The following is a 24,729-nucleotide window of genomic DNA, read 5'->3' as shown; positions in this document are numbered from 1 at the left end:
TACCTACGCATCTGCAGTCTGAAGTATGACGGGTATATCGCTTCAGGGCTGCTGCTGATTAATTTCCACAGCCACATGCTGATGACCATCCCAGGGCGTTATCTCGCTCAGACCAAACCAGTCTCCTGACTGCGGATTGGCACTGCCATCGCGGGAAATTCGCACCCGAACCTGTACCTGATGCTGCGCCGACAGTAGGCGATCTTGCATCATGGCGTTACTGTCATCCAGCGTCAGCGATAACGGAAAGTGGCTTAGCGGCATACGCTTAACGGCCACAGGCACCGGTGATACACCGTCAGAAACAGAAATATACATGACTCCGCCTTGCGGTAACATTTTTTCTGCCTGCGGTGCTAAAGTCACCGTTAATGCCAGCCGGTTATCCTGCTGTCCTGCATCGGTTTTTGCTTGCTCAATGCTGCGCGCGATCATCGTGCGGCGCTGATCGTCAACCGGTAACAACGTCAGCATGGTTTGCCAGGCACTTATCGCCTGATCGTACTGTTGCTGTTCAAACGCATTAAACGCCAGCAGGCTTAATGTACGGATATTATTATGATCGTCCTTAAGCAGATCACGCAAAATTAAGCCCGCCTGACGATTATCCTGCTGATCGCTGGACCGGGTTAATACTTCGGCATAGTCCTGTTTTAATTCAAGATTATTTGGTGCCAGCTGTAAGGCATGTTCAAAAGCCTGGCTGGCAAGATTGGCGTTATTCAACACCATGCCGAGGCGTCCTAACATCGCCCAGTCATTGCGGTTATTCGGCTCAGATTGCAGCGCGCTGCGCAGGCCCAGCTGCAAATGCGCCAGCTCTTCCATGCTCAGCGGTTTGGCTTGCGGGTCCATCACGCGAGCACATAGCGCTGGGTATTCCTCCTTTACCTGCATCCAGTCGCGCATCTGCGCCAGGCCGCCGGTTTTCAGATACGTTCCCAGCGATACAACGATTAACGCTATGACACCTGGCAGAAGTATCCAGCGGCTGCTGCTGTGTACTGAAGCGACCTTACCGGGAGGAATATCCGTTAACAGCGTTTGTTGCAGCTCACGTTCCATCACGGGCCGTTCAGCCACCACGCCCTGCGCTTCATCCTGCGCCAGCTCATCCATTCTTTGCTGGTAAAAATCTTTATTCAGGCGATCGCGATCGCCATTACTGGCCTGACGTTGACGCCAGCCGGCGCTAAGAAACAGCGCACAGGCCGCCAGCAATAACAGTAAAAGGGTGATCCAAAATGCACTCATTACGGCTTCCTGTCTGACTTCAAAATCGCGTCAAGACGCTGCTGTTCGCTGTCGTCCAGTTCGCTGCGCGTTTTACGTTGGCGGCTGCGCAAAATAATGATTAATCCCCCTAACACCACAAACAGCGCTGGCCCAACCCAAAGAATGAGCGTTGATGGCGTAACCGGCGGCTCATAGGTCACAAAATTGCCGTAACGCGCCACCATATAATTGATGATTTGCTGGCGGCTTTGGCCCTGCTTCATCAGCTCGTACACTTTGAGGCGCATATCAGCGGCAATCATTGCATTCGAGTCAGCAATGCTGTTGTTCTGACATTTCGGGCAGCGCAGTGAAGCGGTTAAATTGCGGTATTGTTCTTCTTGCGCCACCGAATCAAACTGATAGGTGTCGATAGCAGCCCACAGGCTGACGCTAAACAGCATGCCACAGATACATAAAATAAGGCGTGTCATGCGCCCGCCTCCGAACTGTATTTGATCCATAGCGGTTTCACTTCCTGCAGCCAGACGCGCGCATTCATGTCACCCGCGTGGCGATAACGGATAATGCCCTTACCGTCGATCAGGAAGGTTTCCGGCGCGCCATACACACCCAGATCGAGACCGAGCATACCGTTACCGTCATATAAACTCAGCGCGTAAGGATTGCCGAGCGTATTTAGCCAGGTCACCGCTTTGCTGCGATCGTCTTTGTAGTTCAGACCCACCACACGAATGCCTTGCTCTGCCAGCGTGTTCAAATATTGATGTTCCGCGCGACAGGTCGGACACCAGGTCGCCCAAACGTTAAGGAGAATCGGTTTACCGTCGGTCAACACGCCCTGGTCGTAAATCTTGCCGGGTTGATCCAGCGCTTCAAGCTTAAACAACGGCACCGGTTTACCGATTAACGCGGATTCAAGACGCGTGGGATCGTCGCCCTTCGCGTTACGCGACAGCTGCCACAGCAGCACCGCCGCCAACAACAGGAAAAAAGCGAATGGAATAAACAGTATTTTTTTGTTCATGCCAAATCCTCGCGTTGGGCTTTTTTACGCGAGCGGTAGCGTGGATCGAGCAGGCAGAACAGGCCGCCCACCGCCATAAACACGCCGCCGAACCAAATCCAACGCACAAAGGGTTTGTAATAAATACGCACCGCCCACGAACCGTCATCAAGCTGTTCGCCCAGCGCCGCATAGAGATCGCGTGTAAAGCCGCCATCAATTGCCGCTTCGGTCATCATGGTACGCGCAGCAGTGTAAAAACGTTTTTCGGCTTGCAGTACGGCTTCCGGCTTGCCGTTGCGTGAGACATCAATAATACCGGCCCCGCCGCTGTAGTTCGGCCCCTGCAGATTCTGCACCCCGCGGAAGACAAAGTGATAGCTATGTATATCGACGCTGTCACCGGCCTTCATACGGATGTCGCGCTCAACGCTATATTGAGTGCTGAACGCAATCCCAATCACCGTAACGCCAACCCCGAGGTGACCCAGCACCATACCCCAGTGGCTGCGTGTCAGATGGCGCAAACCTGCGAAAAAAGGGTGACGATGCGTGGCGCGCTCGTGCAGCTCCAGCAGCGTCAGAACAATAATCCACACCGACATCAGCAGACCTACCACGGTCATCGCTTCAATACGATCCTGCAACCACCAGGGCATAAAAATCGAAAAAGCCAGCGTCACGATCAGCGCTAGCGCCAGGCGTTTCGCCAGCTTCTGCGGTTCATCACGCCGCCAGCGCACCAGCGGCCCGATGCCGAGCATTAAAGCAAAGGGTGCCATCAGCCAGGTAAACATAGTATTGAAGAAGGGTTCACCCACCGAGATGCTGCCAAGGCCAAGTTGCTTGTGTACCAGCGGCAACAGCGTCCCCAGTAAAACCACCAGCATCGCTGCAATCAATAAAACATTATTGCCTAGCAGGAAAGATTCGCGTGAACAGGCATCATTTTGTACCCGGCTGCGCACCTGCCCGCCTTTAATCGCGTACAACAGCAGGGAGCTGCCGATGACGATAATCAGGAAAGCCAGGATAAACATGCCGCGCGCCGGATCGGAAGCGAACGAATGAACCGATACCAGCACCCCGGAACGTACCAGGAAAGTCCCTAACAGACTCAGTGAGAATGCGGTAATCGCCAGCAACACCGTCCAGGCCTTAAAGGTGCCACGTTTTTCCGTCATCGCCAGCGAGTGTATCAACGCGGTGCCCGCCAGCCACGGCATAAAAGAGGCATTTTCCACTGGATCCCAGAACCACCAGCCGCCCCAGCCAAGTTCGTAGTAAGCCCATGCCGAGCCCAGTACGATGCCGATGGTAAGAAACACCCAGGCGGCGGTTGTCCATGGCCGTGACCAGCGCGCCCAGGCAGTATCGAGTCGCCCAGCCATCAGCGAGGCAATCGCAAAAGCAAACGCCACCGAGAAGCCAACGTAACCCATATACAGCAGTGGCGGATGGAAGATCAGGCCGATGTCCTGCAGCATTGGGTTGAGATCGCGACCATCAATCGGGAAATCTGGCAAGGTGCGGGCAAAGGGGTTTGAGGTGAAAATGATAAACAGCAGAAAGCCAAGATTGATCATGCCCATTACCGCCAGCACGCGTGCCAGGGCATCCTGCGGCATACCACGGCTGAACCGCGCTACCGCTAATGTCCAGGTACTGAGCAGTAAAACCCACAGCAAAAGCGAACCTTCATGCGCCCCCCAGGTAGCGGCGATACGGTAATAGACCGGTAACAGCAAGTTGGAGTTAGTCGCTACGTAACCGACAGTAAAGTCATTCACGATGAAGGCGTAAACCAGCAACATAAATGCCGCGGCAATGCAGGCAAACAGGCCGTAAGAGAGCGGGCGCGCCATCGCCATCAGGCGAGCATCCTGCCGCTGTGCTCCCCACAACGGATAAATACTCAGCAACAGAGAAATCCCCAATGCCAGGCAGAGCAGAAAACTACCAATTTCTGGCATCATGATTGTTTACCCGGTTGTTGATAGGTGGACTGCGGCCCGGTGTGATTCTTTTTCATCGCGTCTTCTATTTCTGGCGGAGTGTATTTTTCGTCATGCTTAGCCAGCACTTCTTTTGCATTAACCAGGTTACCTTTTTCCAGCACGCCCTGCGCAACTACGCCCTGCCCTTCGCGGAACAGGTCCGGCAAAATGCCTTCAAAGCTAACGCTGACCACGCCGTTGGCGTCGTAGAGCTTAAACGAAACGGCAAGGGTTTGCGGATTGCGTTTAACGCTGCCCGGCATCACCATGCCGCCAACGCGCAGACGCTGGCCTGGCTCTGGCTTCTGATGCGCTTCGCCTTTGCCATATAAAATTTCGCTCGGGGTATAAAACAGATCAATGTTGGAACGTAGCGCATACATGACCAGCGCAGTAGCAAGTCCAAGCCCGACTAAAATCGCCACGACAACATAGAGACGATTGCGACGGCGGATATTCACATGGTTTCTCCTGCCGCTTCACTGGCGGCTTTTTTAGTTTTCGCCGCGCGAATACGACGCTCTCTGGATTCATGCTGGCGAATCTCCGTCAGCAAACGGCGGCGCAGCAACAGTGTGTGCAGCACCAGACCCACTAAAGGAATAACGGTAAACACAACGGCCAGCCAGACGTAAAAGGCGTATCCCCCCATGGCGAAGAAGTCATGCCAGGAAGCAAATGCAGGCATCATACTTTGCGTCCTCCATTCGCGACGCCGACAGCCCAGGGGCGATGACGTTCCGTTAACAGGATCAGATTACGTAAACGCATTAGCGTTAAGGTGACAAACACCAGCAGATACCCCAGGATTGCCCAACGCAGCGGCGAACGCATCACAGGCGCAATGGCCTGCTGCAATATGCCAGAAGATCCCTGATGCAGGGTATTCCACCACTGGACTGAGAAGTGAATGATCGGCAGATTAACCACGCCAACCAGAATCAGAATACCGGCGGCTCGCCCGGCCGTTCGACGATCGTCAAACGCGTGATAGAGCGCGATTACGCCCATATAAAGGAAGAGCAAAACCAGTTCCGAAGTGAGGCGCGCATCCCAGATCCACCAGGTCCCCCACATTGGCTTCCCCCAGGCGGAGCCGGTTACCAAAGCAATAAAGGTAAAAACGGCGCCAACAGGTGCCATCGCGGCCGATACCAAATCGGCCATTTTCATCTGCCAGACCAGGCCGATAAAAGCAGCGATGGCCATTGAGGCATATACCCCCATCGACCACATCGCCGCCGGAACGTGAATGTACATGATGCGGAAACTGTTACCCTGCTGATAATCCGCAGGCGCATAACCGAATCTCCAGGCCCAGCCGAGCAGCAGCGTAGCGATAGCCGCCACTGCAAACCACGGCACTAAGCGCCCGCATAACTGATACAGCCGCTCGGGCCTGCCCAGTTGATGTAACCATTTCCACATGATGACTTGCTCACATTAAAAATAAATTTGTTATCGCCACGTCTATAGCGTGTGCGATTCAGTGCAACGTAATACGTAATGCGGCGGCGGTGGCAAACGGGGCTAAGGTGGCGCTCGCCGCCAGCATCGCGCCCAGAATGGCCAAATAGCCGCTGACAGGTAAACCCTGCCCTGCCGCATCTATCGCCGCGCTGGCAAAAATCAGTACGGGAATCGCCAGCGGTAACACCAGCAGACTAAGCAGCACGCCGCCGCGACGTAATCCCACCGTTAACCCAACACCAATTGCCCCGAGAAAACTTAAGGTTGGTGTGCCTAGCAGTAGCGTCAGCGCCATGGCGCTCCAGCCGCGAAAATCCAGAGACAACAGCAGCGCCGCCAGTGGTGATAGCACAATCAGTGGTAATCCTGTTACCAACCAATGCGCAATGACTTTACCCACTACCGTCAGCGGCAGCGGCGCAGGCAACAGTAAGAGTTGCTCCAGCGAGCCGTCGATAAAGTCATCGCGGAACAAACGCTCCAGCGCCAGCAGCGAGGCCAGCAAGGCCGCTACCCACGCCACGCCCGGCGCGATGCGTGCCAGCTGCTGCGGATCGGGTCCAATACCAAGCGGGAATAAGGTAATCACAATCAGGAAAAACCACAGCGGGTTAATCACTTCTGCGCCGCTGCGAAAGGCAATGCGGAGTTCGCGCTGAATAACCGGCATTAACATTAAATTAGCTCCGCACCGCTCAGGCGAATTTTACGTATGCTGGCATGGCTGTTAGGTAAATCCTGGTGCGTGGTCAGAATCACCGCACCTCCGTTATCGGCATGTTGAGCGAATTTCGTCATTAATTTTTCTACGCCCGCTTTGTCAATGGCAGTTAAAGGCTCATCCAGAATCCACAGTGAAGCGCGGCTCAACCATAATCTTGCCAGCGCCACGCGCCGCTGCTGTCCCGCTGAAAGCTGTGCTACCGGCACTTCTTCGTAGCCGAGCAGATCAACGCTTTCCAGCGCGTCAAAAATCTGTTCGTCATGACAATCGCGATGATAAAAGCGCAGATTTTCCAGCGGCGACAGCACTGCTTTCACGCCAGCGTGGTGACCAAGATACAGCATCGTCTGATGCCAGACTCCGCGTTGCTGGTGGATGGGTCGGGATTGCCATCTGACCTCACCCTGCTCAGCCCGGCTCAGGCCAGCCAGCAGGCGCAGCAAAGATGTTTTACCTGCACCATTCGGTCCTTCAATTTGCACAATATCACCTGCCGCCACGCTGAACGTGAGCCCGTGAAAAAGGGTGCGCTCGTCGCGAACACAAGAAAGATTAATGACTTCCAACATGAAGGGAAAATCGCGCCAGATAAATGAGGCCAGGATAATACCACAATGATGCTGTGGGCCGAAGCCCAGGCAGGCGCCTCAGATTCCGCATTGTGCAAAAAACAAGCAGGGTTAAAACGTTGTTACTCTTATTCTTATCGACAGTTACATTTTAGCCGAGCCAAAACCGTCTACGCTTATTACGCGTTGGCATTGTCACCAGGAGAAAATATGAAGCATTCATCAGGCATTGATCAGGGCCACAATGATGTGGATAGCGAAGAAAAAGAAAAAGGCACCGATATTGAAGTCGATGAAGAAGCGCTCCCATCCCGTGCCGCCGCGATCCATGAGGAGATACGCCAGGACGGCGAAAAAGAGCTGGAACGTGACAGCATGGCCTTGCTGTGGTCGGCCATTGCAGCCGGATTATCCATGGGCGCCTCCCTGATGGCGAAAGGCATTTTTCTGGTCCATCTCGACGGCGTACCCGGCGCATTTTTGCTGGAGAATTTAGGCTATACCTTTGGTTTTGTCATTGTCATTATGGCACGCCAGCAACTGTTTACAGAGAACACCGTTACCGCCGTTTTGCCTGTCATGCATAAACCGACATGGAGCAATGGCGGGCTGCTGCTGCGTTTGTGGGGAATTGTGTTGCTCGGCAACCTAATCGGCACCGCTCTGGCTGCCCTGGCGTTTAATGAAATGCCAGTTTTTGATGATGCGACGCATCATGCCTTCACGACGATCAGCCAAAAAGTTGGAGAACACGCCAGGGGAGATGTTCGCCAACGCGGTAATCGCAGGCTGGATTATTGCCACGATGGTATGGATGTTTCCTTATGCTGGCGCGACTAAGCTGTTTGTTATCATAATGATGACATGGCTGGTTGCGCTTGGCGACCTGGCGCATATCGTGGTGGGCTCGGTGGAAGTGCTCTATTTAGTCTTTAGCGGTGCGATCGCCTGGCAAGAATTCTTCTGGCCTTTCGCTCTGCCGACACTGCTGGGCAATATCACCGGCGGCACGCTAATCTTCGCCTTAATCAGTCATGCGCAAATTCGTAATGATATGAGCGAACTGGCCGCCGCTAAGGCTAAGGCAGAGCAAAAGAAGGCCGGGAAACGCCGTCAGGAAGAGCAACAGGAGCACTAATTGTCGATGGAATGAGCAAACGCACGTCGGCGTGGTTAATTTGGCGTATAACTGCGCTATACTGCCCGCCGACGTCCCCTTAGTTAAATGGATATAACGAGCCCCTCCTAAGGGCTAGTTGCAGGTTCGATTCCTGCAGGGGATATTATTTAATCAGCATCTTTCCCACGCAAACCGTATATTTCTCCCCTTCTTTCCCGTTCCTGTTCATTTTAGCTGCCCTTAGCCTACCCCTTTGCGGTACACCGAAGGTGAAACGCCGTGAACCTGACGGAAGCGATTACTGAAATGGCTGGCGGAATAAAATCCGCAACGTAACGCAATTTCGGTCAGTGGAAGCTGCGATTGTACTAACAGCTGCTGTGCGCGTAGCATGCGACGGCGCATCACAAACTGATGTGGCGCTTCACCCATGGCGTAACGAAACATGCGGGCAAAATGAAATTCACTTAACGCGGCTTCTTGTGCCAGTACAGCCAGCGTTAACGGCTGATCAAGCTGTGCATCAATAAATTCGATTATTCGGCGTTGCACAGCGGGCGCTAATCCGCCGCGTACCTGCGGCAGTTGCCATTGCACTTCACTGTATTGCCGCAACAGGTGCGTCAGCAGCAAGGTTGAAGCGCTGCTCAGCATTAGCTGATTAGCGGGCTGTTGCCAGTCGCAGCTCAATAAAAAATGGCGATACAGCTGGGTGATGCGATCATCATCCGCGAAAACTTGTTGATCAAGATTGAGCTGCGCTGGGCTGCGATCCCACGTCTGTTCGGCTAGCTGGCGCAGCTGAATTTCGGTGCAATAAAGGTGCACAAACGACAAATCTGCCCGCACATCCCAGGTTGATTCGGTTCCGGCTGGCATCAGACAGAAACGATCTGGTCCCCCACCGTTGCGCCAGCCGAGAGAGGTTTTATGCCAGGTGTCATAACCGTCTGCGATATAAAGACTGAGCGTGTGGTGATCGCTGAGGTTGGTGACGCGTACACCGCGATTGAACCACGCAGCCAGTTGAATGCCGCTGTTTAAATGCACCGTATCGCGCAACTGAGCATTGGCGCGTTGCAGAATATCAAACGTTTGGTAGCGGCTCATGGTGGTATCCGTCCTCAAAAACAGACGGCTAGTGTACGAAGCCAGGCCGGCAGAAAACAGATCTCATCGGGACCACAGCGAAAAATACGCAAGAATTTGCAAGTTCAACGCAGCGTGATGCAAGCCAGCTCGCAAAGGCTAACGCATACTGCGCGCATTCTGGTATGGAGAGTGTCTATGAATCTGTTTTTATACCTGTCCGTTGTCGTCATCTGGGGCACCACCTGGATTGCCATCTACGCGCAACAGGCAGCAGTGCTGTCACCGTCGCAGTTTTTTGGCGTTTTCTGCTGGCGTCGCTGGTGATGTTGCTAATGCTGCGCCTGCTTCGCCGCCTGCGTCCCTTAACCCTACGCGATCACCTGTTTTGTTTGCTGCAAGGCTGCTGCGTTTTTGGCTTCAACTTTGTCTGTTTTTATTATGCCGCCGCGTGGATTAGCAGCGGCCTGGAATCGGTAATTTTCTCCATGGCGGTATTATATAACGCCATAAGTAACTGGATTTTCTTTCGTCAGCGGCCTTCAGTCCGGCTGTTACCCGCCGCACTTTTAGGCATAGGGGGAATTGTCGCACTGTTTTGGCATGATCTGCGCGATACGCAAGCTTCTGCGGGATTGATGTGGGGCATTGGGCTGAGCGCACTCGGCACGTTAGGTTTCTCTCTGGGGAATATGATTAGCAATCGCCATCAGCAACTGAAGCGTGACGTATTAACCACCAACAGCTTCGGCATGTTGTATGGCGCATTGGTGATGGCAGTGTTATCGCTATTACAGGGGGGGTCGCTACAGCCAACATGGGATCCGCAATGGTTGGGCGCAGTCAGTTATCTGGCAATATTTGGCTCGGTTATCGGCTTCGCAGCCTATTTCACCTTGTTGGGACGGATTGGTTCGAGCCAGGCGGCTTACAGCACTTTGCTGTTTCCACTGGTGGCCTTAGCCTTATCGACACGCTATGAAAGATACGAGTGGCATTCAAGCGCTATCCTTGGCCTGGTCATGATTTTGCTGGGTAATTTGGTTATGTTTGTTCGCTGGCCAGCCATGTGGCGCCGCGCTATGGTCTGAGGGAGAGGCGGGCCCCGGCCCGCATCCTGGTGAGTATTACATCCACTGCTGCTGACTGATGTTAAGTGTATGCGGCTGATTGATTGCTTTTCGTGCAATCCAGTAAAGCAATACGCGTTCATCGTCACTATCCTGATCGGCCATCGACAGCAATTTTAATGCCAGTGTCGATTTTGTCACTGGTTGTTGCTCTACGCTCAGTTCAATCACCGCCTGACCGATTATGCAGCAAACTTCATTCTCACTGGTGACGGATTCATATGTACGGTCTTTCATATTTCCTCCTGTTGTGTGAACTCTTAGCCTGGCAAAAAATCTGCAAACCTGCTGTCATAAAGCGGTATTTGAAACTTTCTCTTACGGCTAATTACGCTTATTCATCACTCCTTCAGTTCGCGTTTTACGCCAAACGATTCATACTGTCTGAGCAGCCTTTCATGCCTGCTTTTTTCCGTTCAGGCCGGGATTTCACGCGCAAAACTCCGGCCTGATCTGCATATAGCCGCCAGACCCGATCACTGAGGTCCACACCCGAGAACAACCGTTTCGCGTTTAACCACGAAAGAGCGGCTCAGCGATACCGGCGACATCCAGCTCAACCGAAAAGATATTGCCTGATTGCGGATAACGCGCCAGTTCTTCTGCTGTACGATTTTCTCGTGAGCTGGTGATATACAGCGTTTTGAGATCTTCCCCACCAAATGCCACCATTGTTGGCCATTTTACCGGCAGCTTAATTTCGTCAACGATTTCTGCGCTGTTGGGGTCGATGCGCACCACGCGGCCGCCATCAAACTGTGCTGACCAGTAAAAACCTTCACGATCAACCGCTGCGCCGTCAGGCAATCCCCCGCGCGCATCAAAGCGGCGGAAAATCTCACGTTCACCAGGCTCCCCTGTTTCATTGAGCGGATAGCGATACAGCACTTCGTTCGGGGTATCGCTGTGGTACATCCAGCGGCGATCGGCAGAAAATGCCAGACCGTTAGAGATTTTTACGTTGCGCGCTTTTACCTCTAATTCCAGCGCTGGCGTTACGCGACACAGCAAGCCGCCATTTTTGTCCTGCGGTTCCCATAAGCTGCCACACCAAAAATTACCCCATGGATCGACACGACCATCATTAAAACGGCTTTGTGCCGCGATGCCTGGATTATCCGCTATTTTACGCTGCGGCTTACCTTCATCGTCCAGCAGCCAAACGCCGCTACGCAGTGCAGCAATTAAGCCGCCTTGTTCACGCAGCCCAATACACCCCACTTCTTCAGCCTGCGGAAAGGTCTGCACTGTGCCGTTACGTGGATCAAAGCGATGAATAGCAGGCGCGAGGATGTCAACACACCATAAAACGTGTTCCGCTACCGACCACAGCGGGCATTCCCCCAATTCGGCCTGTAGCGCCAAAGCCGTTCTAACAACGTGCACCATTATTTTCTCTCCAGTAACTAGTCTGATAATAATGTAGCGGCAATTCCGCTTCAAATGAGAATTATTTCTCTGTTTATTTTAGGATTTTTCTCGTCAGAAATAATTTTAATTCAGTGGATTCTGATTGGTTTATATTTAGCTGTTTTAATAAACCGCATGCTGAAATATTACGTAATATCTCTCTAAATAAAGCTACATTTGCTGCATTTTTACTTCACTTTTCCAGCGTAACGTCATTGTTATCGGAAAAGAGGAGAACTTTTCATGAAAAATTTAATTAAAGTCGCTTCGGTGTGTGTCCTTATTAGCCTGTTAAGTGGCTGCATTATTGGACCACGACATGGCGGGGGGGATCACGGAGGAGGATATCACGGAGGTTATCACGGTAGGCATCATCACCGTTAACGGGCAAAGATTTCACACAGCATAAAATAAATATTGAGGGCGGGACAATGTATCCCGCCCTTTTTTAACTCTTCAGTGCATAATTACACTGAAACCAGGCTTTCTTTAATCCCGGAACATGACTGTCCTGAGCCGGTAAAGTTTCAACTTTATCGAAGCCTCGCTTATTACAATATTTCGCCAGATCGAGTTTCATTGCATCTTTATCTACTTTGGCTGGATCATAACGATATTGCACTGTATTTGAGCGGGTATCTTCATCAATCCGTTCAAACGCACCAGGTTTGCTGGCGGTACAACCGCTCAATAAAATTAGCGCTAATGCGCTGGCTAATACTTTTTTCATTTGAATTTCCTCTCGTTGCCGCGCAGTGTAAGCTGCTGTAGCTGACGCATCCATAGGATTAATGCGCGAACCGGCTTCATTTCACAAGTTTTTACCAATCAAATCGATAAGTTTAAGCGCCTACACCTATCGCTGACGATATGTCAGGATATTTTCAGACGAAACGATGTCTGCACCAAACCAGGTGATAATCAGAAGAAGAAAATCATCTTGACCTTTATGCCCGCGCTAAGCGGGCTTTTTTTGGCCGCTAACCGGTAAGTGCAATCATTCTACGGAGTAAATTAGCCGCCTGCCTGGCAGGTAATGCGAGAATAGCGCTGTAGAGGTCAATTGACATGGCGCATCTTGACGAGCGATCCACCGCAGTATCTGCGGGCATATTTAACTGTTGCAGCTTATCGCCCCACTTCTTATAAAGCGTGGCGACAATATTTTGTAGATCACGCTGAGCCGCGGCTTTATCGATCTGCTGTTCACCGCCGGTGCTGCCGAGCAGCAATTTTTCCATGGCCTGCGCGTCTTGCTGATTCAATGCGGGTGAAAGCGTTTTTTCTAAATTAACGCCACCATTAACTTGCGGATACAGATAACGAAAGCAAAGCTGCGGATCAATATTATTTAGTGCCTGCATCTCCTGTACCGACACAGCGATATACTTTACTACTGCCGCGTCGGGTGCGCGCATTAAACGCCGGTTGATCACATTCGCCAGCCAACCGCGCAATTCGCCTAACGCTTGTTGCGGCGATTCACCCATCCGGGTTTTGTGCTGCAATTCCTGCACCAGCAATTGCCATAGAGCAGGTTCCTGCGTTTGCAAAACGCGATATCCCGGCGTTTGCGTTAGTAACTGCACCACTTGTTCACGTTGTTGCACGTGCTGCTGCCTGGGCTGTAACCAGCTGAACCACAGTAAATTCGCCAGAATTAGCGGGAGCAGGAAAACCAGCACTCCCTGCCAGAGGCGAAACCGGGTAGTTTTCACCAACACAATGATAATTAACGCCAGCAGTGCAAAAGCCACCAGCGTGATGATAAACAAAGAGATCATGCGACGAAGTTAATCCTTACGCACATCAATAAGCACCGGACAATGAGCGCGTTCAATCACCGATGCGCTCACCGAGCCTTTAAACAGACGATTAAAGGATGAAAGATGACGGCGACCCATGATAATCATGCTGACTTTAAGCTGTTCCGATTGTGCGATAATGGTATCCGCGGCTTCGCCGGCTAGGATCATCCCACGCGCATTAACGCCAGCGCGTAATAACGGAGCCAGTGCGCGACGCACCACCATTTCGGCGGTATTCTGCTCATCTTGCGCGGCAAGAAAATCAGCCGGATCTTCACCTGCATCAATTTCAATCGGCTGGCTACACGATGAGTAAGCCGGATCAATGCAACACAGCACGACTACCTGTGCGTTATGCGCCAGCGCTTCAACGGTAGTAAGGTCAATGACCTTTTCAGCAACCGGTGAATTATCAATGGCCATCAATAAGGTTTTCATCAAATGTTTATCCTTCTACAGCGGCGATTTTGCCGATTTCGCGCACCAGCGCGTCTTTACATTTAAGTATTTCCTCACGATAGCGCGCTTCGTGCTTAAGAAATCGAGCGGTCGGTGCCAGTAAGGAAACAGAGAAACGGCCAAACAGCGTATCCAGCGCCACCGCCATGGCAGAAATACCTTCCAGCGTTTCGCCACGATCGTAGGAGATGCCGGTTTCCCGTACTTCTGCGATACGTTGCAGCAGTTGCGGCAGCGTTTTCACGGTCATCTCCGTGAGCTCGCGGTAGGCTTCGCCCACCATCACTCGCACATCATCATCGCTTTCCAGCGCCAGCAGCACACGTCCACCGGAGGTGCTGTAAAGCGGCAGATTTAATCCCATCCGCGGCACGACGCGCAGTTCCCGCGAAGCCACTACGTAATGCACGATAGCCAATTGCGTGCCGCTGGCGCGCGCCAGATAAACGGTTTCATTGGTGTCAGCACACAGCTTTTCCAGCAGCGGCCTGGCCAAATCTACCACGTCGGTATGGACACTTGAGATGAGCTTGAGTAGCGCCGGGCCGAGCCTTAAACCGCCTGCACCGCTGCTGCGCACCAGCTCAGCGCTGTCAAGCGCCGCCACAATACGCTGTACCGTTGAGCGGGGCAGAGCAACCGCCTGCGCAATTTCCCCAAGACTCATCCCGCCGGGATGATCACCCAAAGCATTTAAAATTTTTGCTGCGCGAGCGATGACCTGAATGCCACCGATTTTTTCATCCTCGCGGCTGGATGGAAGTTGAGCCATAGCATCGTCCTGTTTGTGCTGCCCTACTGTAGCGTGAATAAAGCTTTTTTTACAGGGTGTACCACATTGCAATACAGCATATCGAAATGTAAGATAAGACTCTGTATCACATCGCAATACACTGCATCACAGAAATAAGAGATCCCCCGCTATGAACGCTAAGCCTGCCGCCGCGCCGGTGCCGCATCCTTTTACTTTGCGACTGGCGCTGGGTTTAATCGGCGTATTGATTGCCGCCCTGACATCGGGATTAAACGATCGCGTGACGGACATCGCGCTGGCTGACATCCGCGCCGCTATTGGTATCAGTTACGATCAGGGTAGCTGGATCATTTCTGCCTATCAGGCGGCTGAAGTGGCGGCAATGATGATCGCGCCCTGGTTTGCCGTGACTTTCTCGCTGCGCCGCTTCACGCTGGCTGTTTCGGCTGGCTTCATGCTTACCGGCATCCTGTTACCCATGATGCCAACGCCTGCGATGTTTATCGGTTTACGTGTGTTACAAGGTATATTCGGGGGCGCGCTGCCGCCGATGCTGATGACCGTTGCGCTGCGTTTCCTGCCACCACCGCTCAAACTGTATGGCTTGAGTGGTTATGCTTTAACCGCCACTTTTGGCCCCAATATGGCCGCCCCGCTGGCGGCATTCTGGACCGATGACGTCAGCTGGATGTTTGTATTCTGGCAAGTCGTGCCGCTGATGTTGATTGCCATGGCGCTGATTAGCTGGGGTCTGCCGCAAGATCCCTTGCGCACTGAACGTTTCAGACAGATCGACCTGTTCGGTATGTTAACCGGTTGTAGCGCTATTTCGCTGCTGATTCTGGCGCTGACGCAGGGCGAGCGCCTCGACTGGCTAGCTTCGCCATTAATTATCGGCCTGCTGCTGGCCGCGCTGCCGCTGTTTGTCGTGTTTCTGATTAACGAATGGTTTCATCCGCTGCCGCTGTTTAAGCTGCAGATGTTACAGCGGCACAATCTGACACACGGATTGCTGGCGCTGGCAGGCGTGTTAATTGTATCTCTCTCCGGTTCTGCCCTGCCCTCAGCCTACTTTGCCCAGGTTGAAGGCTTTCGCACCCTGCAATTCGCCCCACTGGCATTGACTGTCGGTCTGCCGCAACTGCTTATCGCTCCGCTGGTGGCGGCTTTACTGAATATTCGCTGGATTGACTGTCGCTGGATGCTGGCGGTAGGGCTGGGATTTTTAATCACGTCTTGCCTGGCCGGCATGCAAATTACCAGCGACTGGGGACGGCAAAATTTTTGGTTGATTCAGATCCTGCAAGCTTTTGGCCAGCCGATGGTAATCCTGCCGATATTGATGAGCTCCACCAGCGTAGTGGCGCCGCCTGAAGGCCCCTTCGCCTCGGCGATGTTTAACACCGTACGCGGCTTCTCCAGCATTGCTGCCTCAACATTAGTGAGCTGGTTTGTCAGCCATCGCGAGCAGTTTCATTCCAGTATTTTGATCAATAACGCTGCCAGTCACGCATGGCTGATGACGGCACCAGTCAGTAGCCAGGCAAACAGTAGCCATCCGCTACTGCCGGACGGCAGCATCAGCTCCGCCGAAAACCTCAGCGGTTTTTCTACCTTAGTGAAGCATCAGGCGCTGGTATTAAGCCTGAGTGATACCTGGCTGCTGCTGATTGGCTTTGCGGTTTTCCTGCTTTTAGCCACTGCCGTTGTGCCGAAACGCGTCTGACCACCACAAACCCTGATTCAACCCGTAACACCGACGTCGAGATAACTGAATATGCGCGCTTTAGTAATGAGAAAAACCGTGGTGTTGAGCCTGCTGCTGCTGGTTTTACTGGTCATGGCATTTTTTGTCTGGTCCGCCATGACTGACAACGATCATCGCACTACCGATGCTTACGTTAATGCCGATTACACGCTCGTTGCACCGAAAGTGTCGGGCTATATTGCCAGCGTTAACGTACAGGATAACCAGCGGGTCAAAACCGGTGATGTGCTGGCCACGCTGGACGATCGTGATTATCGCGTCGCACTGGAAAGCGCCGAAGCCGATTTGCAGGTTAGCCAGGCTAAATTGTTAAGTAGCCAGGCACAGCTTGAACAGCAGCAGTCAGTGATTGAGCAGCAAAAAGCCAGCCTCGCGGCTAGCCAGGCCTCAGCGCAATATGCCACTCAGAGTGCCGATCGCTATAATCGCCTGTATAAAAGCGGCACAGTGGCCGCCGACGATCAACAAAAAGCCAGCTCGACTCAGCGTTCTGCCCAGGCCGCAGTGCGTCAAAGCCAGGCTGCGTTAACGTCAGCGCTGAAAGAGGTTGGCGTGTTGCAGGCAGCGATACGTTCAGCAGAAGCAGACGAGGCTGCCGCTAAAGCCAGCGTTGACCAGGCCCGGCTGAATTTGTCCTATACGCGCATTCTCGCGCCGGTAGATGGCATGGTAGGACAACGTTCGGTGCGATCTGGCGCTTACGTGTCTGCCGGAACCCGCTTATTAGCCGTGGTGCCACTACAACAAACCTATATCACTGCCAATTATCTTGAGACCCAGCTGGCGGATGTACGCCCCGGCCAGCGCGTTAGCGTGACGGTGGATGCGTTGCCAGGCAAAACCTTTTCAGGCCGCGTTGACAGCATCGCTCCAGCGACTGGCGCAACCTTTTCGGCCATCTCACCCGATAATGCGACCGGTAACTACACCAAAGTTGTTCAACGTCTGCCGGTAAAAATCGTGCTGGATCGCGATCAGAAAGATCTGATCCAGTTACGTGTCGGCATGTCGGCAATCCCGGAAATCCAGGTCCCTTAAATTTTGCGAGGAATATCTCAGTTGCGCCCTATTTCAATTCAGATCGATTCCGCGTAAATTAACGCCCGATCCTGTTCTGAGTTCCTCAGATCGACCCGGAAAGAAGCACAACGTGGTAGTCAGCGGAAACGTTCTTCTCATCTGTTCGCGTTGCGCGAGTCCGGGATCGCCGTCATCGTAACCGCTCAGAGGAGTTGTATTGTGAAATATGCCCTGATGGGGATTTCTTTTTTCGCGTTGCTGTGGCTCGGCACCTTTTTGCTGATGCTGTAATGCTGCCGGGGGCGACAATGCTGTCGCCCCAACTGGCTTTTAACTCTCTTCTTCCAGATTTTTCACATTGCCCGACAGCATACCCTCGGCACGAAACATCGCTTTAATTCCGCGCACCGCCTGACGAATACGGTCACTGTTTTCAATCAATGCAAACCGCACATGCGTATCTCCATACTCACCAAAACCAATGCCCGGCGAGACGCAGACCTTCGCTTCCTGCAGCAGAAGTTTGGCAAATTCCAGTGAACCAAGATGCGCATAACGATCAGGAATTTTGGCCCAGACGTACATTGAAGCTTTGGGGTTATCTACCATCCAGCCCGCTTCATGCAGCCCTTTAACTAATACATCCCGCCGACGTTTGTACTGTTCAGCGATGTCGCGGACGCATTGTTGATCGCCTTCAAGCGCGGCAATGGCAGCAACCTGTAGCGGCGTGAAGGTGCCGTAATCGTGGTAACTTTTGATACGCGCCAGCGCCGATACCAACTCTTTATTGCCAACCATAAAACCGATACGCCAGCCCGCCATATTGTAGCTTTTTGACAGCGTGAAAAATTCGACCGCCACATCACGCGCACCCGGAACCTGCATAATTGACGGAGCTTTCCAGCCATCATAAACAATGTCAGCGTAAGCGAGATCGTGGATCACCAGCACGTTGTACTGTTTCGCCAGCGCAATAACGCGTTCAAAAAAATCCAGCTCCACGCATTGCGCTGTCGGGTTCGACGGAAAGCCAAGGATCATCATTTTCGGCTTGGGATAGCTTTCGCGGATGGCGCGCTCCAGTTCGTTAAAAAAATTAACCCCCGCGACCAGCGGGACAGAACGCACCTGCGCGCCCGCAATGACCGCACCGTAAATATGAATTGGATAGCTGGGATTGGGCACCAGCACGGTATCACCGTGATCAAGCGTTGCCAGCATCAGGTGCGCGAGGCCCTCTTTCGAACCGATGGTGACAATAGCTTCGGATTCGGGATCAATATCCACCTCATAGCGATCAGCATACCAGCGCGAAATCGCCCGGCGCAGGCGAGGAATTCCCCTGGAGGTTGAGTAGCCATGCGTGTCGTCACGCTGTGCCACCTGACACAGTTTTTCAACGATATGCGGCGGGGTTGCGCCGTCAGGATTTCCCATCGAAAAATCGATAATATCTTCGCCGCGCCGACGCGCAGCTAACTTTAGTTCGGCGGTGATGTTAAAAACGTAGGGAGGTAAACGTTCAATACGTGAGAAATGGCGGGGTGTGCTGTTATCAGCCATAGGATCCTCTGGAGTACGTAAGCGCCCGGACCGTCCGAGCGACGCTGGTCACTGCCGTGACCGAACCAAGAACATAACGTGACGAGAGCAAGCTTGTCGAGAGCGGCAGAAAATTATTTTATTCTTTCTGGTTCAGCCGACCCAGCGCCCAGTCGTTTACCCAGCGACCGTTCAGTAGATAATTATCCCGTAGCGTGCCTTCCAGCTGAAAACCGTTCTTTTCAAGGATGCGGCGTGAAGGCCAGTTGCCCTCAATCACCATCGCCTTAAGCTTATGAAAATCTGCCTGGAACAAAAACTCACACAGCGCCGCCAGCGCTTCATTGCCAAACCCCTGGCCGCAATACCGGCTGAGTAACATATAACCCACCTCAGCCTGACGATACGGTTCCCATTCCGGGCTGCAGCCAAACAGCCCGATGGCTTCACCGTTATCGCGCCGTCGCGCCACCAGGCATAACATATGAAAACTGCTGGCCTGCCACGGCGCAAGGCGTTCATGAAAACGCTGGCGTAAATCCGCTTCTTCTGGAATTTCACTTACCCAGGTCATGGTGAGGTTGTCATGATGCACGGCACGAAACAGTTGCCAGTCTTCAGACTTTAATTTGCTCAAAATTAAACGTGATGTGGTTAAGTGCATTCCTCTGCTCCCGGTCGCGGCAGACCCGTTATAACTGGCCCGCTTTCTTCCGGCAACATAGCAAACCGGCAGCTGGTCAACCAGCGGCGCGCTCGCGAAAAACAGATCCCCTTTCCTGAGGTCAACATTTCCGCTTTTGCTTTTTTAGGGAAAACGGTGCTGAAACAGAAGCTGCCTGTTCGTCAGCAAGAGGCATTAACGAATCTTTTTCGCATAGCCGTCGTTTTCCCCGGCCAGGCGGCAGTCAGGCATTACTGTTTGACAGGGCTGGTGTGTTTGATCGTACCGCTACCCGCGCCATAAGCGGCGCGGGGCGAGCGGTCTGAGAGAAAAGTGGTTGTCGCTCGGTTGGGGTGATCTGCGGGCACGTAGGCAGTCACCATAAACGGTTCGCAGATCCTTTCAGCAAGTATTTATAGTTCGCAGCCAAGTGTCTGACGCAAATGCGCGCCTGCGCCTAATAAGCCCGGTTGATCATGAGTAATCATATATACCGGAATATCTGCCACGTAATCACGGAAACGGCCTTTATCTTCAAAGGCGGCGCGGAAACCAGAGGCTTTAAAGAACTCCAGGAAACGCGGCACAATGCCACCGGCAATATAAACGCCACCAAACGTACCCAGGTTCAACGCCAGGTTGCCACCGAAACGTCCCATAATCACGCAGAATAGCGATAAGGCGCGACGGCAATCAATGCAGCTGTCTGCCAGCGCGCGTTCACTGACATCTTTTGGTTTCAGGTTTTCTGGTACACGGTGATCGGCCTTCACGATAGCGCGATACAAATTCACCAGCCCCGCCCCCGACAGCACGCGCTCGGCCGAAACGTGGCCCAACTCTTCGCGCAGGATTTCCAGAATCTGATCTTCTTCTTCGCTGTTAGCAGCAAAATCGACATGACCGCCTTCGCCCGGCAGGCTAACCCAGCGTTTGTCCACGCGCACTAAATGGCTGACACCTAAACCCGTGCCCGCGCCATAAATGGCTATTGGTTTGTCTTGCACCGGCTTTTTGCCGCCAAACTGAATCATATTCTCAGCGGTTAACATCGGAATCGCCATGGATACCGCAGTAAAGTCGTTAATGATCTCAAGGTTTTCAAAACCGATGTTCTCTTTCAGCTTACGTGTAGAGAATGCCCAGTCGTGGTTGGTCATTTCAACCCAGTCGTCGGTAATGGGGCAGGCAATGGCAATGCAGCCATCTTTAATGTTCTGCTTTTGTTCATCAAGATAATGGCGGATGACGGCTTCGAGGCTGTCGTATTCTGATGTTGAGAATGTTTTGGCCTGGGAGATGCTACCGCTTTCCACCTCACACAGGGCGAGACGGGCATTTGTGCCGCCGACATCGCCGACCAAGGCATAAGTTGTCATTCTTCTGTTGCTCCGCTTGGTGTCTTAAAGAGTTGAAGGACACTATAAAATCCTGTCCATAAAACAACAACGCTCACCAGTGCGAAAGGTGAGCGTCTGACTCAAAGTGATGTACAGCCTACCCGCCATAACCCGTAGTGCCCAGCGGCAACTTTCCGAATCTTATCCGCCGTTGCGCTGCTTAAGGCACGCCGTGACTTTACGCAGCAGGGGTGGCAGGTCATCTTTTTTCATTACGACTTCCACCAACGACAGCCACTTCGGTTCGGCAAGCCGCGCCATCACCTCCTGAAGCTGCACGGTTTCGCTGATACGCCAGCTTTGCGCCTGGCCGTGCAGGCTAAGGGCTTGCGGTAGTGCCGTCCAGTTCCACTGAGCAATATCATTGTAACGTTGTGTTGCGCCGTGGATCGCCCGCTCGACGGTATAACCTTCATTATTCAGCAGAAAAATGATCGGGCGCTGATTATCTCGCAGCATCGATCCTAATTCCTGAATGGTTAACTGTGCAGAGCCATCACCAATAATCAGGATAACGCGCTGTTCAGGTCTGGCGGTCTGGGCACCAAATGCTGCCGGTAAAGTATAGCCGATGGAGCCCCACAGCGGCTGAACCAGCAACTGAGCCTGCGATGGCAGACGTAGCGCTGCCGCCCCAAAGGCAGCGGTTCCCTGATCGGCAAGGATAATGTCACCCGGCTGGAGAAATTGCTGTATCTCGCGCCAGAAAGCATTTTGGCTAATGCAGCCCGCAGCTTCAGTCGGCTGGTCAGGCAAGTCAGCTGGCGCCAGTTGCCAGCGTGAAGCATAACGTTGAAAAAGTGTGTGCAATGCCTTCAGTGCATCAGCCATGCTTAACGGCGCAAATGTCTCTCCTGCTCCGCTGGCGCTGTCAGGCTGCAAGTCGATGCACTGTTCCGGTCTGAATTGCTGAGTAAACCCCGCCGTAATGGTATCGGTAAAGCGCACGCCAACGCAGAGCGTCACGTCCGCTTGTTCAATTAGCTGCTGCACTTTTCCTTCGCTGGCTTCAGCGGCGTAAGTGCCGACATAACCTGGCTGCTGCTCATCCAGCACGCCTTTCCCCATTAATAAGCTGGCACAGGGAATGGCTCGCTCCGTGCGTAACTCGGCCAGCGCTGACTGTTGATGGCAGCGTAAAGCGAGAAAATCCGCTAAGAGCGAAACCCGTTTTGCCGGGAACAGGCGCTTTTCTGCCGCCCGGCGAAAAGCCTCATACACATGACGGGAAGATGGCTGGCTGAACGTTAACGACTGGGTGGGTGGATCGACTTCTGTTTGTGCAACATCGACCGGCAACATCAGATACCCCGGTCGCGACGCCCGCAGCGCGCTGGCGATTACCCGATCAATTTCCGCCGTCGCGTTTTCCGCATTGAGTTGCGCCGTTGCGACACAAACCTCCTGTGCCATGCGCATAAAATGACCGAAGTCACCGTCGCCTGTAGAGTGATGAACGCAATCGCCCTGCTGCTGTGCGTGGCTGGCCGGAGCGCCGACAATATGGATCACCGGAAGGTACTCGGCATAACTGCCGGCAATGCCATTGATGGCGCTGAGTTCACCAACGCCAAAGGTCGTCAGCAGCGCAGCAATACCATTACAGCGCGCGTAGCCATCAGCGGCATAGGCCGCGTTGAGCTCATTGGCACAGCCAGTCCAGCCAATATCAGGATGGTTAATGACGAGATCGAGAAATTGCAGATTGTAGTCGCCAGGCACGCCAAAAAGATGTTTCGTCCCTATTTCCTGTAATCGCGCCAGTAAATAATCGCCAACGGTAAAAGTGGTCATGAGCCGTTCCTTTATTGGGATTGTCCTTTTTGAGTATCTGACATGGCTCTGATTAGGTGAAAAAAGGCGGCGCTTCGCCGGTGATTCATTGGCAAGTTAACGTTACGCTGGCAGAATATTCCGCAAATATGTGATCGACTACGCGCTCTGGCTAATTGTAACCGTATACACTGCTATGCTTTCGGCTCTTTATCTTATTTGAGGCAGAACGCTGTATGACCTCTTTTCCGCATCCCGATCGTTACCAGCAGATGGAATATCGCCGCAGCGGCCGCAGCGGTCTTAAATTACCGGTGATTTCGCTGGGTTTATGGCACAACTTTGGCGACAGTACCCGCGTCGATAATAGTCGTGCGCTGTTACGCCACGCTTTTGATTGCGGGATTACCCACTTCGATTTAGCCAATAACTACGGGCCACCACCGGGCTCAGCAGAAGAGAATTTTGGCCGTATTCTGCGTGAAGATTTCCGTCCTCATCGTGATGAGTTAATTATTTCTACCAAAGCCGGTTACACCATGTGGGACGGTCCCTACGGCGATTGGGGTTCACGTAAATATCTGGTTGCCAGTCTCGATCAAAGCCTGAAGCGTATGGGGCTGGAATATGTCGATATTTTTTATCATCACCGTCCCGATCCAGAAACGCCGCTAGAAGAGACGATGCGCGCGCTGGATCATGTGGTACGTCAGGGCAAGGCGCTATACGCCGCCATTTCCAATTATCCGGCGGATCGTGCAGCCGAAGCGATCACAATGCTGCGCGAACTCGGCACGCCTTGTCTGATCCACCAGCCGCGTTATTCGATGTTTGAACGCACCCCTGAGCAAGGTTTACTGCATACGCTGGACGATCGCGGCGTAGGTTGTATCGCCTTTTCACCATTAGCGGGTGGCGTCTTAACCGATCGCTATCTGCAAGGCATACCGGAAGACTCACGTGTCGCCAGCGGTAGTAAATTTTTGCTGCAAAATCAGCTGACTAATGAAAAAATGGAAAAAGTGCGCAGGCTAAACGTCATCGCGCAACAGCGCGATCAAAAACTCGCGCAAATGGCGCTGGCGTGGGTGCTGCGTGACAGGCGCGTCACCTCGGTGTTAATTGGCGCCAGTAAAACGACGCAAATTGATGATGCGGTGAATATGTTAGCGCAACGTCAATTTAGCGAAGACGAGTTAGCGGCAATTGAATCTGTTTTAGGGTAAACACTCGCCTGCCCGGCCTTCGCTGGGCAGATTTCCTGCCAGAAAATTCCCAATTAAGATTATCCTCACTATTTTCAGACAGAAACTCAACGATACGCTGACAGTAACTGGCAGAATAGCGCCACAGTAGCGATGACAAGCTGCTGATAAGGAGATAATTATGAAACGAGCCATTCTGTTTGCCGTCTGGCTGGCAAGCTTATCGCCGTTGGCGATTCACACAGCTCAAGCAACAAGCGCTTCAATCAATCTGGCACCGGGTGTCACTTTACATCTTGGCGATCGCGATCGACGCGGCTATTACTGGGACGGTGGACGCTGGCGCGAACCACGCTGGTGGCACGATCGCTACTCTTATAATGAGCGCCGCTGGTGGCGACATGAAGCCTGGCGTCGCCATCAGGAATGGGAGCGCCAGCATCGCAGGCATATGCAGGAACGTGAACGTCACTGGCGACACGATCATCGTCATGATCACCGCGATCGCCACGACCATCACCATTAATAAAAATGCCCGGCTTCAGCCGGGCGTTTTTTAACGATGAAATTTATCAGCACGAT

25 protein-coding genes, 1 tRNA gene and 2 pseudogenes are annotated in these 24,729 nt (G+C 52.9%); 8 read left to right on the top strand and 20 right to left on the bottom strand.

Annotation, left to right across the window (positions count from 1 at the left end):
* Positions 1-42: 42 nt before the first annotated feature.
* Genes ccmI through ccmA form a run of 9 tightly spaced genes read right to left on the bottom strand, consistent with a single transcriptional unit; the run spans position 43 to position 7,002 of the window.
* The gene (gene ccmI / locus H2P46_RS08910) at positions 43-1,254 is read right to left on the bottom strand and encodes a c-type cytochrome biogenesis protein CcmI (RefSeq protein ID WP_193404750.1); all 1,212 of its coding nucleotides are present in this window, start codon (positions 1,252-1,254) and stop codon (positions 43-45) included.
* Positions 1,254-1,709 (bottom strand): cytochrome c-type biogenesis protein, encoded by a 456-nt coding sequence (locus tag H2P46_RS08905; RefSeq protein ID WP_193404749.1) that lies wholly within the window; start codon positions 1,707-1,709, stop codon positions 1,254-1,256. Before H2P46_RS08905 ends, ccmI begins: the two co-directional genes overlap by 1 nt.
* A complete protein-coding gene (locus tag H2P46_RS08900; RefSeq protein ID WP_193404748.1) occupies positions 1,706-2,263 on the bottom strand; it encodes a DsbE family thiol:disulfide interchange protein in 558 nt (185 codons plus the stop codon). The genes H2P46_RS08905 and H2P46_RS08900 overlap by 4 nt, the downstream gene beginning before the upstream one ends.
* Positions 2,260-4,218: a heme lyase CcmF/NrfE family subunit gene (locus tag H2P46_RS08895; RefSeq protein ID WP_193404747.1), complete on the bottom strand. Its 1,959-nt coding sequence runs from the start codon at positions 4,216-4,218 to the stop codon at positions 2,260-2,262. The genes H2P46_RS08900 and H2P46_RS08895 overlap by 4 nt, the downstream gene beginning before the upstream one ends.
* Positions 4,215-4,700 carry a cytochrome c maturation protein CcmE gene (ccmE, locus tag H2P46_RS08890; RefSeq protein WP_193404746.1) on the bottom strand — a complete coding sequence of 162 codons (486 nt, stop codon included), beginning with the start codon at positions 4,698-4,700 and terminating at the stop codon, positions 4,215-4,217. The genes H2P46_RS08895 and ccmE overlap by 4 nt, the downstream gene beginning before the upstream one ends.
* Positions 4,697-4,930, bottom strand: coding sequence for a heme exporter protein CcmD (gene ccmD, locus H2P46_RS08885; RefSeq protein ID WP_193404745.1), 234 nt, complete (start codon positions 4,928-4,930; stop codon positions 4,697-4,699). Before ccmD ends, ccmE begins: the two co-directional genes overlap by 4 nt.
* Entirely contained in the window at positions 4,927-5,667 is a 741-nt protein-coding gene (locus H2P46_RS08880; protein WP_193404744.1) for a heme ABC transporter permease, read from the bottom strand. Before H2P46_RS08880 ends, ccmD begins: the two co-directional genes overlap by 4 nt.
* Positions 5,668-5,725: 58 nt before the next feature.
* A complete protein-coding gene (ccmB, locus tag H2P46_RS08875; RefSeq protein ID WP_193404743.1) occupies positions 5,726-6,385 on the bottom strand; it encodes a heme exporter protein CcmB in 660 nt (219 codons plus the stop codon).
* Positions 6,385-7,002: a cytochrome c biogenesis heme-transporting ATPase CcmA gene (gene ccmA / locus H2P46_RS08870; RefSeq protein WP_193404742.1), complete on the bottom strand. Its 618-nt coding sequence runs from the start codon at positions 7,000-7,002 to the stop codon at positions 6,385-6,387. The genes ccmB and ccmA overlap by 1 nt, the downstream gene beginning before the upstream one ends.
* Before the next feature lie 210 nt (positions 7,003-7,212).
* Here ccmA and H2P46_RS08865 point away from each other — a divergent pair.
* Positions 7,213-8,140, top strand: a pseudogene (locus H2P46_RS08865) (formate/nitrite transporter family protein).
* A gap of 73 nt (positions 8,141-8,213) precedes the next feature.
* Positions 8,214-8,285 (top strand) — tRNA-Arg (locus H2P46_RS08860).
* A gap of 77 nt (positions 8,286-8,362) precedes the next feature.
* Here the strand turns inward: H2P46_RS08860 and H2P46_RS08855 are convergent.
* Positions 8,363-9,232: a helix-turn-helix domain-containing protein gene (locus tag H2P46_RS08855; protein WP_193404741.1), complete on the bottom strand. Its 870-nt coding sequence runs from the start codon at positions 9,230-9,232 to the stop codon at positions 8,363-8,365.
* Between the two features lie 177 nt (positions 9,233-9,409).
* On the opposite strand from H2P46_RS08855, the pseudogene H2P46_RS08850 reads away from it, so the two are divergent.
* A pseudogene (locus H2P46_RS08850) lies at positions 9,410-10,302 on the top strand (DMT family transporter).
* A 36-nt stretch (positions 10,303-10,338) separates the two neighbouring features.
* Here H2P46_RS08850 and H2P46_RS08845 read toward each other — a convergent pair.
* The 6 genes from H2P46_RS08845 to H2P46_RS08820 all read right to left on the bottom strand — a co-directional run bounded on the left by H2P46_RS08845 (position 10,339) and on the right by H2P46_RS08820 (position 14,790).
* Positions 10,339-10,578, bottom strand: a complete 240-nt coding sequence (locus H2P46_RS08845) for a hypothetical protein (RefSeq protein WP_193404740.1) — start codon at positions 10,576-10,578, stop codon at positions 10,339-10,341.
* A 276-nt stretch (positions 10,579-10,854) separates the two neighbouring features.
* Complete coding sequence (locus H2P46_RS08840; RefSeq protein ID WP_193404739.1) at positions 10,855-11,730, bottom strand: SMP-30/gluconolactonase/LRE family protein; 876 nt, start codon at positions 11,728-11,730, stop codon at positions 10,855-10,857.
* 469 nt (positions 11,731-12,199) lie between these two features.
* On the bottom strand, positions 12,200-12,481 hold the full coding sequence (locus H2P46_RS08835; protein WP_193404738.1) for a hypothetical protein: 282 nt from the start codon (positions 12,479-12,481) through the stop codon (positions 12,200-12,202).
* Positions 12,482-12,731: 250 nt separating this feature from the next.
* Positions 12,732-13,535 (bottom strand): hypothetical protein, encoded by an 804-nt coding sequence (locus tag H2P46_RS08830; RefSeq protein ID WP_193404737.1) that lies wholly within the window; start codon positions 13,533-13,535, stop codon positions 12,732-12,734.
* Between the two features lie 9 nt (positions 13,536-13,544).
* A complete protein-coding gene (locus H2P46_RS08825; protein ID WP_193404736.1) occupies positions 13,545-13,997 on the bottom strand; it encodes a universal stress protein in 453 nt (150 codons plus the stop codon).
* Between the two features lie 7 nt (positions 13,998-14,004).
* Positions 14,005-14,790, bottom strand: coding sequence for an IclR family transcriptional regulator (locus H2P46_RS08820; protein WP_193404735.1), 786 nt, complete (start codon positions 14,788-14,790; stop codon positions 14,005-14,007).
* A gap of 151 nt (positions 14,791-14,941) precedes the next feature.
* Between H2P46_RS08820 and H2P46_RS08815 the strand changes: the two genes are divergently transcribed.
* The 3 genes from H2P46_RS08815 to ypdK all read left to right on the top strand — a co-directional run bounded on the left by H2P46_RS08815 (position 14,942) and on the right by ypdK (position 17,851).
* Positions 14,942-16,498: an MFS transporter gene (locus H2P46_RS08815; RefSeq protein ID WP_193404734.1), complete on the top strand. Its 1,557-nt coding sequence runs from the start codon at positions 14,942-14,944 to the stop codon at positions 16,496-16,498.
* 51 nt (positions 16,499-16,549) lie between these two features.
* Positions 16,550-17,578, top strand: coding sequence for an HlyD family secretion protein (locus tag H2P46_RS08810; RefSeq protein ID WP_193404733.1), 1,029 nt, complete (start codon positions 16,550-16,552; stop codon positions 17,576-17,578).
* A 201-nt stretch (positions 17,579-17,779) separates the two neighbouring features.
* Positions 17,780-17,851 carry a membrane protein YpdK gene (gene ypdK, locus H2P46_RS08805; RefSeq protein WP_193404996.1) on the top strand — a complete coding sequence of 24 codons (72 nt, stop codon included), beginning with the start codon at positions 17,780-17,782 and terminating at the stop codon, positions 17,849-17,851.
* Between the two features lie 39 nt (positions 17,852-17,890).
* On the opposite strand, the gene alaC is transcribed toward ypdK, so the two are convergent.
* The 4 genes from alaC to H2P46_RS08785 all read right to left on the bottom strand — a co-directional run bounded on the left by alaC (position 17,891) and on the right by H2P46_RS08785 (position 22,963).
* Positions 17,891-19,126, bottom strand: coding sequence for an alanine transaminase (alaC, locus tag H2P46_RS08800; protein ID WP_193404732.1), 1,236 nt, complete (start codon positions 19,124-19,126; stop codon positions 17,891-17,893).
* Positions 19,127-19,244: 118 nt separating this feature from the next.
* Positions 19,245-19,769 (bottom strand): GNAT family N-acetyltransferase, encoded by a 525-nt coding sequence (locus H2P46_RS08795; protein WP_193404731.1) that lies wholly within the window; start codon positions 19,767-19,769, stop codon positions 19,245-19,247.
* A 413-nt stretch (positions 19,770-20,182) separates the two neighbouring features.
* Entirely contained in the window at positions 20,183-21,148 is a 966-nt protein-coding gene (gene glk / locus H2P46_RS08790) for a glucokinase (RefSeq protein WP_193404730.1), read from the bottom strand.
* A 162-nt stretch (positions 21,149-21,310) separates the two neighbouring features.
* On the bottom strand, positions 21,311-22,963 hold the full coding sequence (locus tag H2P46_RS08785) for an alpha-keto acid decarboxylase family protein (protein WP_193404729.1): 1,653 nt from the start codon (positions 22,961-22,963) through the stop codon (positions 21,311-21,313).
* Between the two features lie 215 nt (positions 22,964-23,178).
* On the opposite strand from H2P46_RS08785, the gene mgrA reads away from it, so the two are divergent.
* Complete coding sequence (mgrA, locus tag H2P46_RS08780) at positions 23,179-24,168, top strand: L-glyceraldehyde 3-phosphate reductase (protein WP_193404728.1); 990 nt, start codon at positions 23,179-23,181, stop codon at positions 24,166-24,168.
* A 160-nt stretch (positions 24,169-24,328) separates the two neighbouring features.
* Entirely contained in the window at positions 24,329-24,673 is a 345-nt protein-coding gene (locus H2P46_RS08775) for a DUF2502 domain-containing protein (protein WP_193404727.1), read from the top strand.
* Positions 24,674-24,729: the final 56 nt, after the last annotated feature.

This window comes from Mixta mediterraneensis, from assembly GCF_014946725.1.
In the GTDB taxonomy this organism is placed as follows: Bacteria; Pseudomonadota; Gammaproteobacteria; order Enterobacterales; family Enterobacteriaceae; genus Pantoea; species Pantoea mediterraneensis.
Note: the sequence above shows the minus strand (reverse complement) of the source record. Positions and strands in the feature narration are given on the sequence as shown.

Coding starts and splice junctions, on each gene's coding strand:
- alaC (WP_193404732.1), bottom strand. CDS start 19,126: ATGGCTGATAACAGCACACCCCGCCATTTCTCACGTATTGAACGTTTA.
- H2P46_RS08795 (WP_193404731.1), bottom strand. CDS start 19,769: ATGCACTTAACCACATCACGTTTAATTTTGAGCAAATTAAAGTCTGAA.
- ccmA (WP_193404742.1), bottom strand. CDS start 7,002: ATGTTGGAAGTCATTAATCTTTCTTGTGTTCGCGACGAGCGCACCCTT.
- H2P46_RS08855 (WP_193404741.1), bottom strand. CDS start 9,232: ATGAGCCGCTACCAAACGTTTGATATTCTGCAACGCGCCAATGCTCAG.
- H2P46_RS08835 (WP_193404738.1), bottom strand. CDS start 12,481: ATGAAAAAAGTATTAGCCAGCGCATTAGCGCTAATTTTATTGAGCGGT.
- H2P46_RS08895 (WP_193404747.1), bottom strand. CDS start 4,218: ATGATGCCAGAAATTGGTAGTTTTCTGCTCTGCCTGGCATTGGGGATT.
- H2P46_RS08840 (WP_193404739.1), bottom strand. CDS start 11,730: ATGGTGCACGTTGTTAGAACGGCTTTGGCGCTACAGGCCGAATTGGGG.
- H2P46_RS08775 (WP_193404727.1), top strand. CDS start 24,329: ATGAAACGAGCCATTCTGTTTGCCGTCTGGCTGGCAAGCTTATCGCCG.
- H2P46_RS08880 (WP_193404744.1), bottom strand. CDS start 5,667: ATGTGGAAATGGTTACATCAACTGGGCAGGCCCGAGCGGCTGTATCAG.
- mgrA (WP_193404728.1), top strand. CDS start 23,179: ATGACCTCTTTTCCGCATCCCGATCGTTACCAGCAGATGGAATATCGC.
- ccmI (WP_193404750.1), bottom strand. CDS start 1,254: ATGAGTGCATTTTGGATCACCCTTTTACTGTTATTGCTGGCGGCCTGT.
- H2P46_RS08820 (WP_193404735.1), bottom strand. CDS start 14,790: ATGGCTCAACTTCCATCCAGCCGCGAGGATGAAAAAATCGGTGGCATT.
- H2P46_RS08785 (WP_193404729.1), bottom strand. CDS start 22,963: ATGACCACTTTTACCGTTGGCGATTATTTACTGGCGCGATTACAGGAA.
- H2P46_RS08905 (WP_193404749.1), bottom strand. CDS start 1,709: ATGACACGCCTTATTTTATGTATCTGTGGCATGCTGTTTAGCGTCAGC.
- H2P46_RS08815 (WP_193404734.1), top strand. CDS start 14,942: ATGAACGCTAAGCCTGCCGCCGCGCCGGTGCCGCATCCTTTTACTTTG.
- glk (WP_193404730.1), bottom strand. CDS start 21,148: ATGACAACTTATGCCTTGGTCGGCGATGTCGGCGGCACAAATGCCCGT.
- H2P46_RS08810 (WP_193404733.1), top strand. CDS start 16,550: ATGCGCGCTTTAGTAATGAGAAAAACCGTGGTGTTGAGCCTGCTGCTG.
- ccmB (WP_193404743.1), bottom strand. CDS start 6,385: ATGTTAATGCCGGTTATTCAGCGCGAACTCCGCATTGCCTTTCGCAGC.
- H2P46_RS08830 (WP_193404737.1), bottom strand. CDS start 13,535: ATGATCTCTTTGTTTATCATCACGCTGGTGGCTTTTGCACTGCTGGCG.
- H2P46_RS08900 (WP_193404748.1), bottom strand. CDS start 2,263: ATGAACAAAAAAATACTGTTTATTCCATTCGCTTTTTTCCTGTTGTTG.
- H2P46_RS08845 (WP_193404740.1), bottom strand. CDS start 10,578: ATGAAAGACCGTACATATGAATCCGTCACCAGTGAGAATGAAGTTTGC.
- ccmD (WP_193404745.1), bottom strand. CDS start 4,930: ATGATGCCTGCATTTGCTTCCTGGCATGACTTCTTCGCCATGGGGGGA.
- H2P46_RS08825 (WP_193404736.1), bottom strand. CDS start 13,997: ATGAAAACCTTATTGATGGCCATTGATAATTCACCGGTTGCTGAAAAG.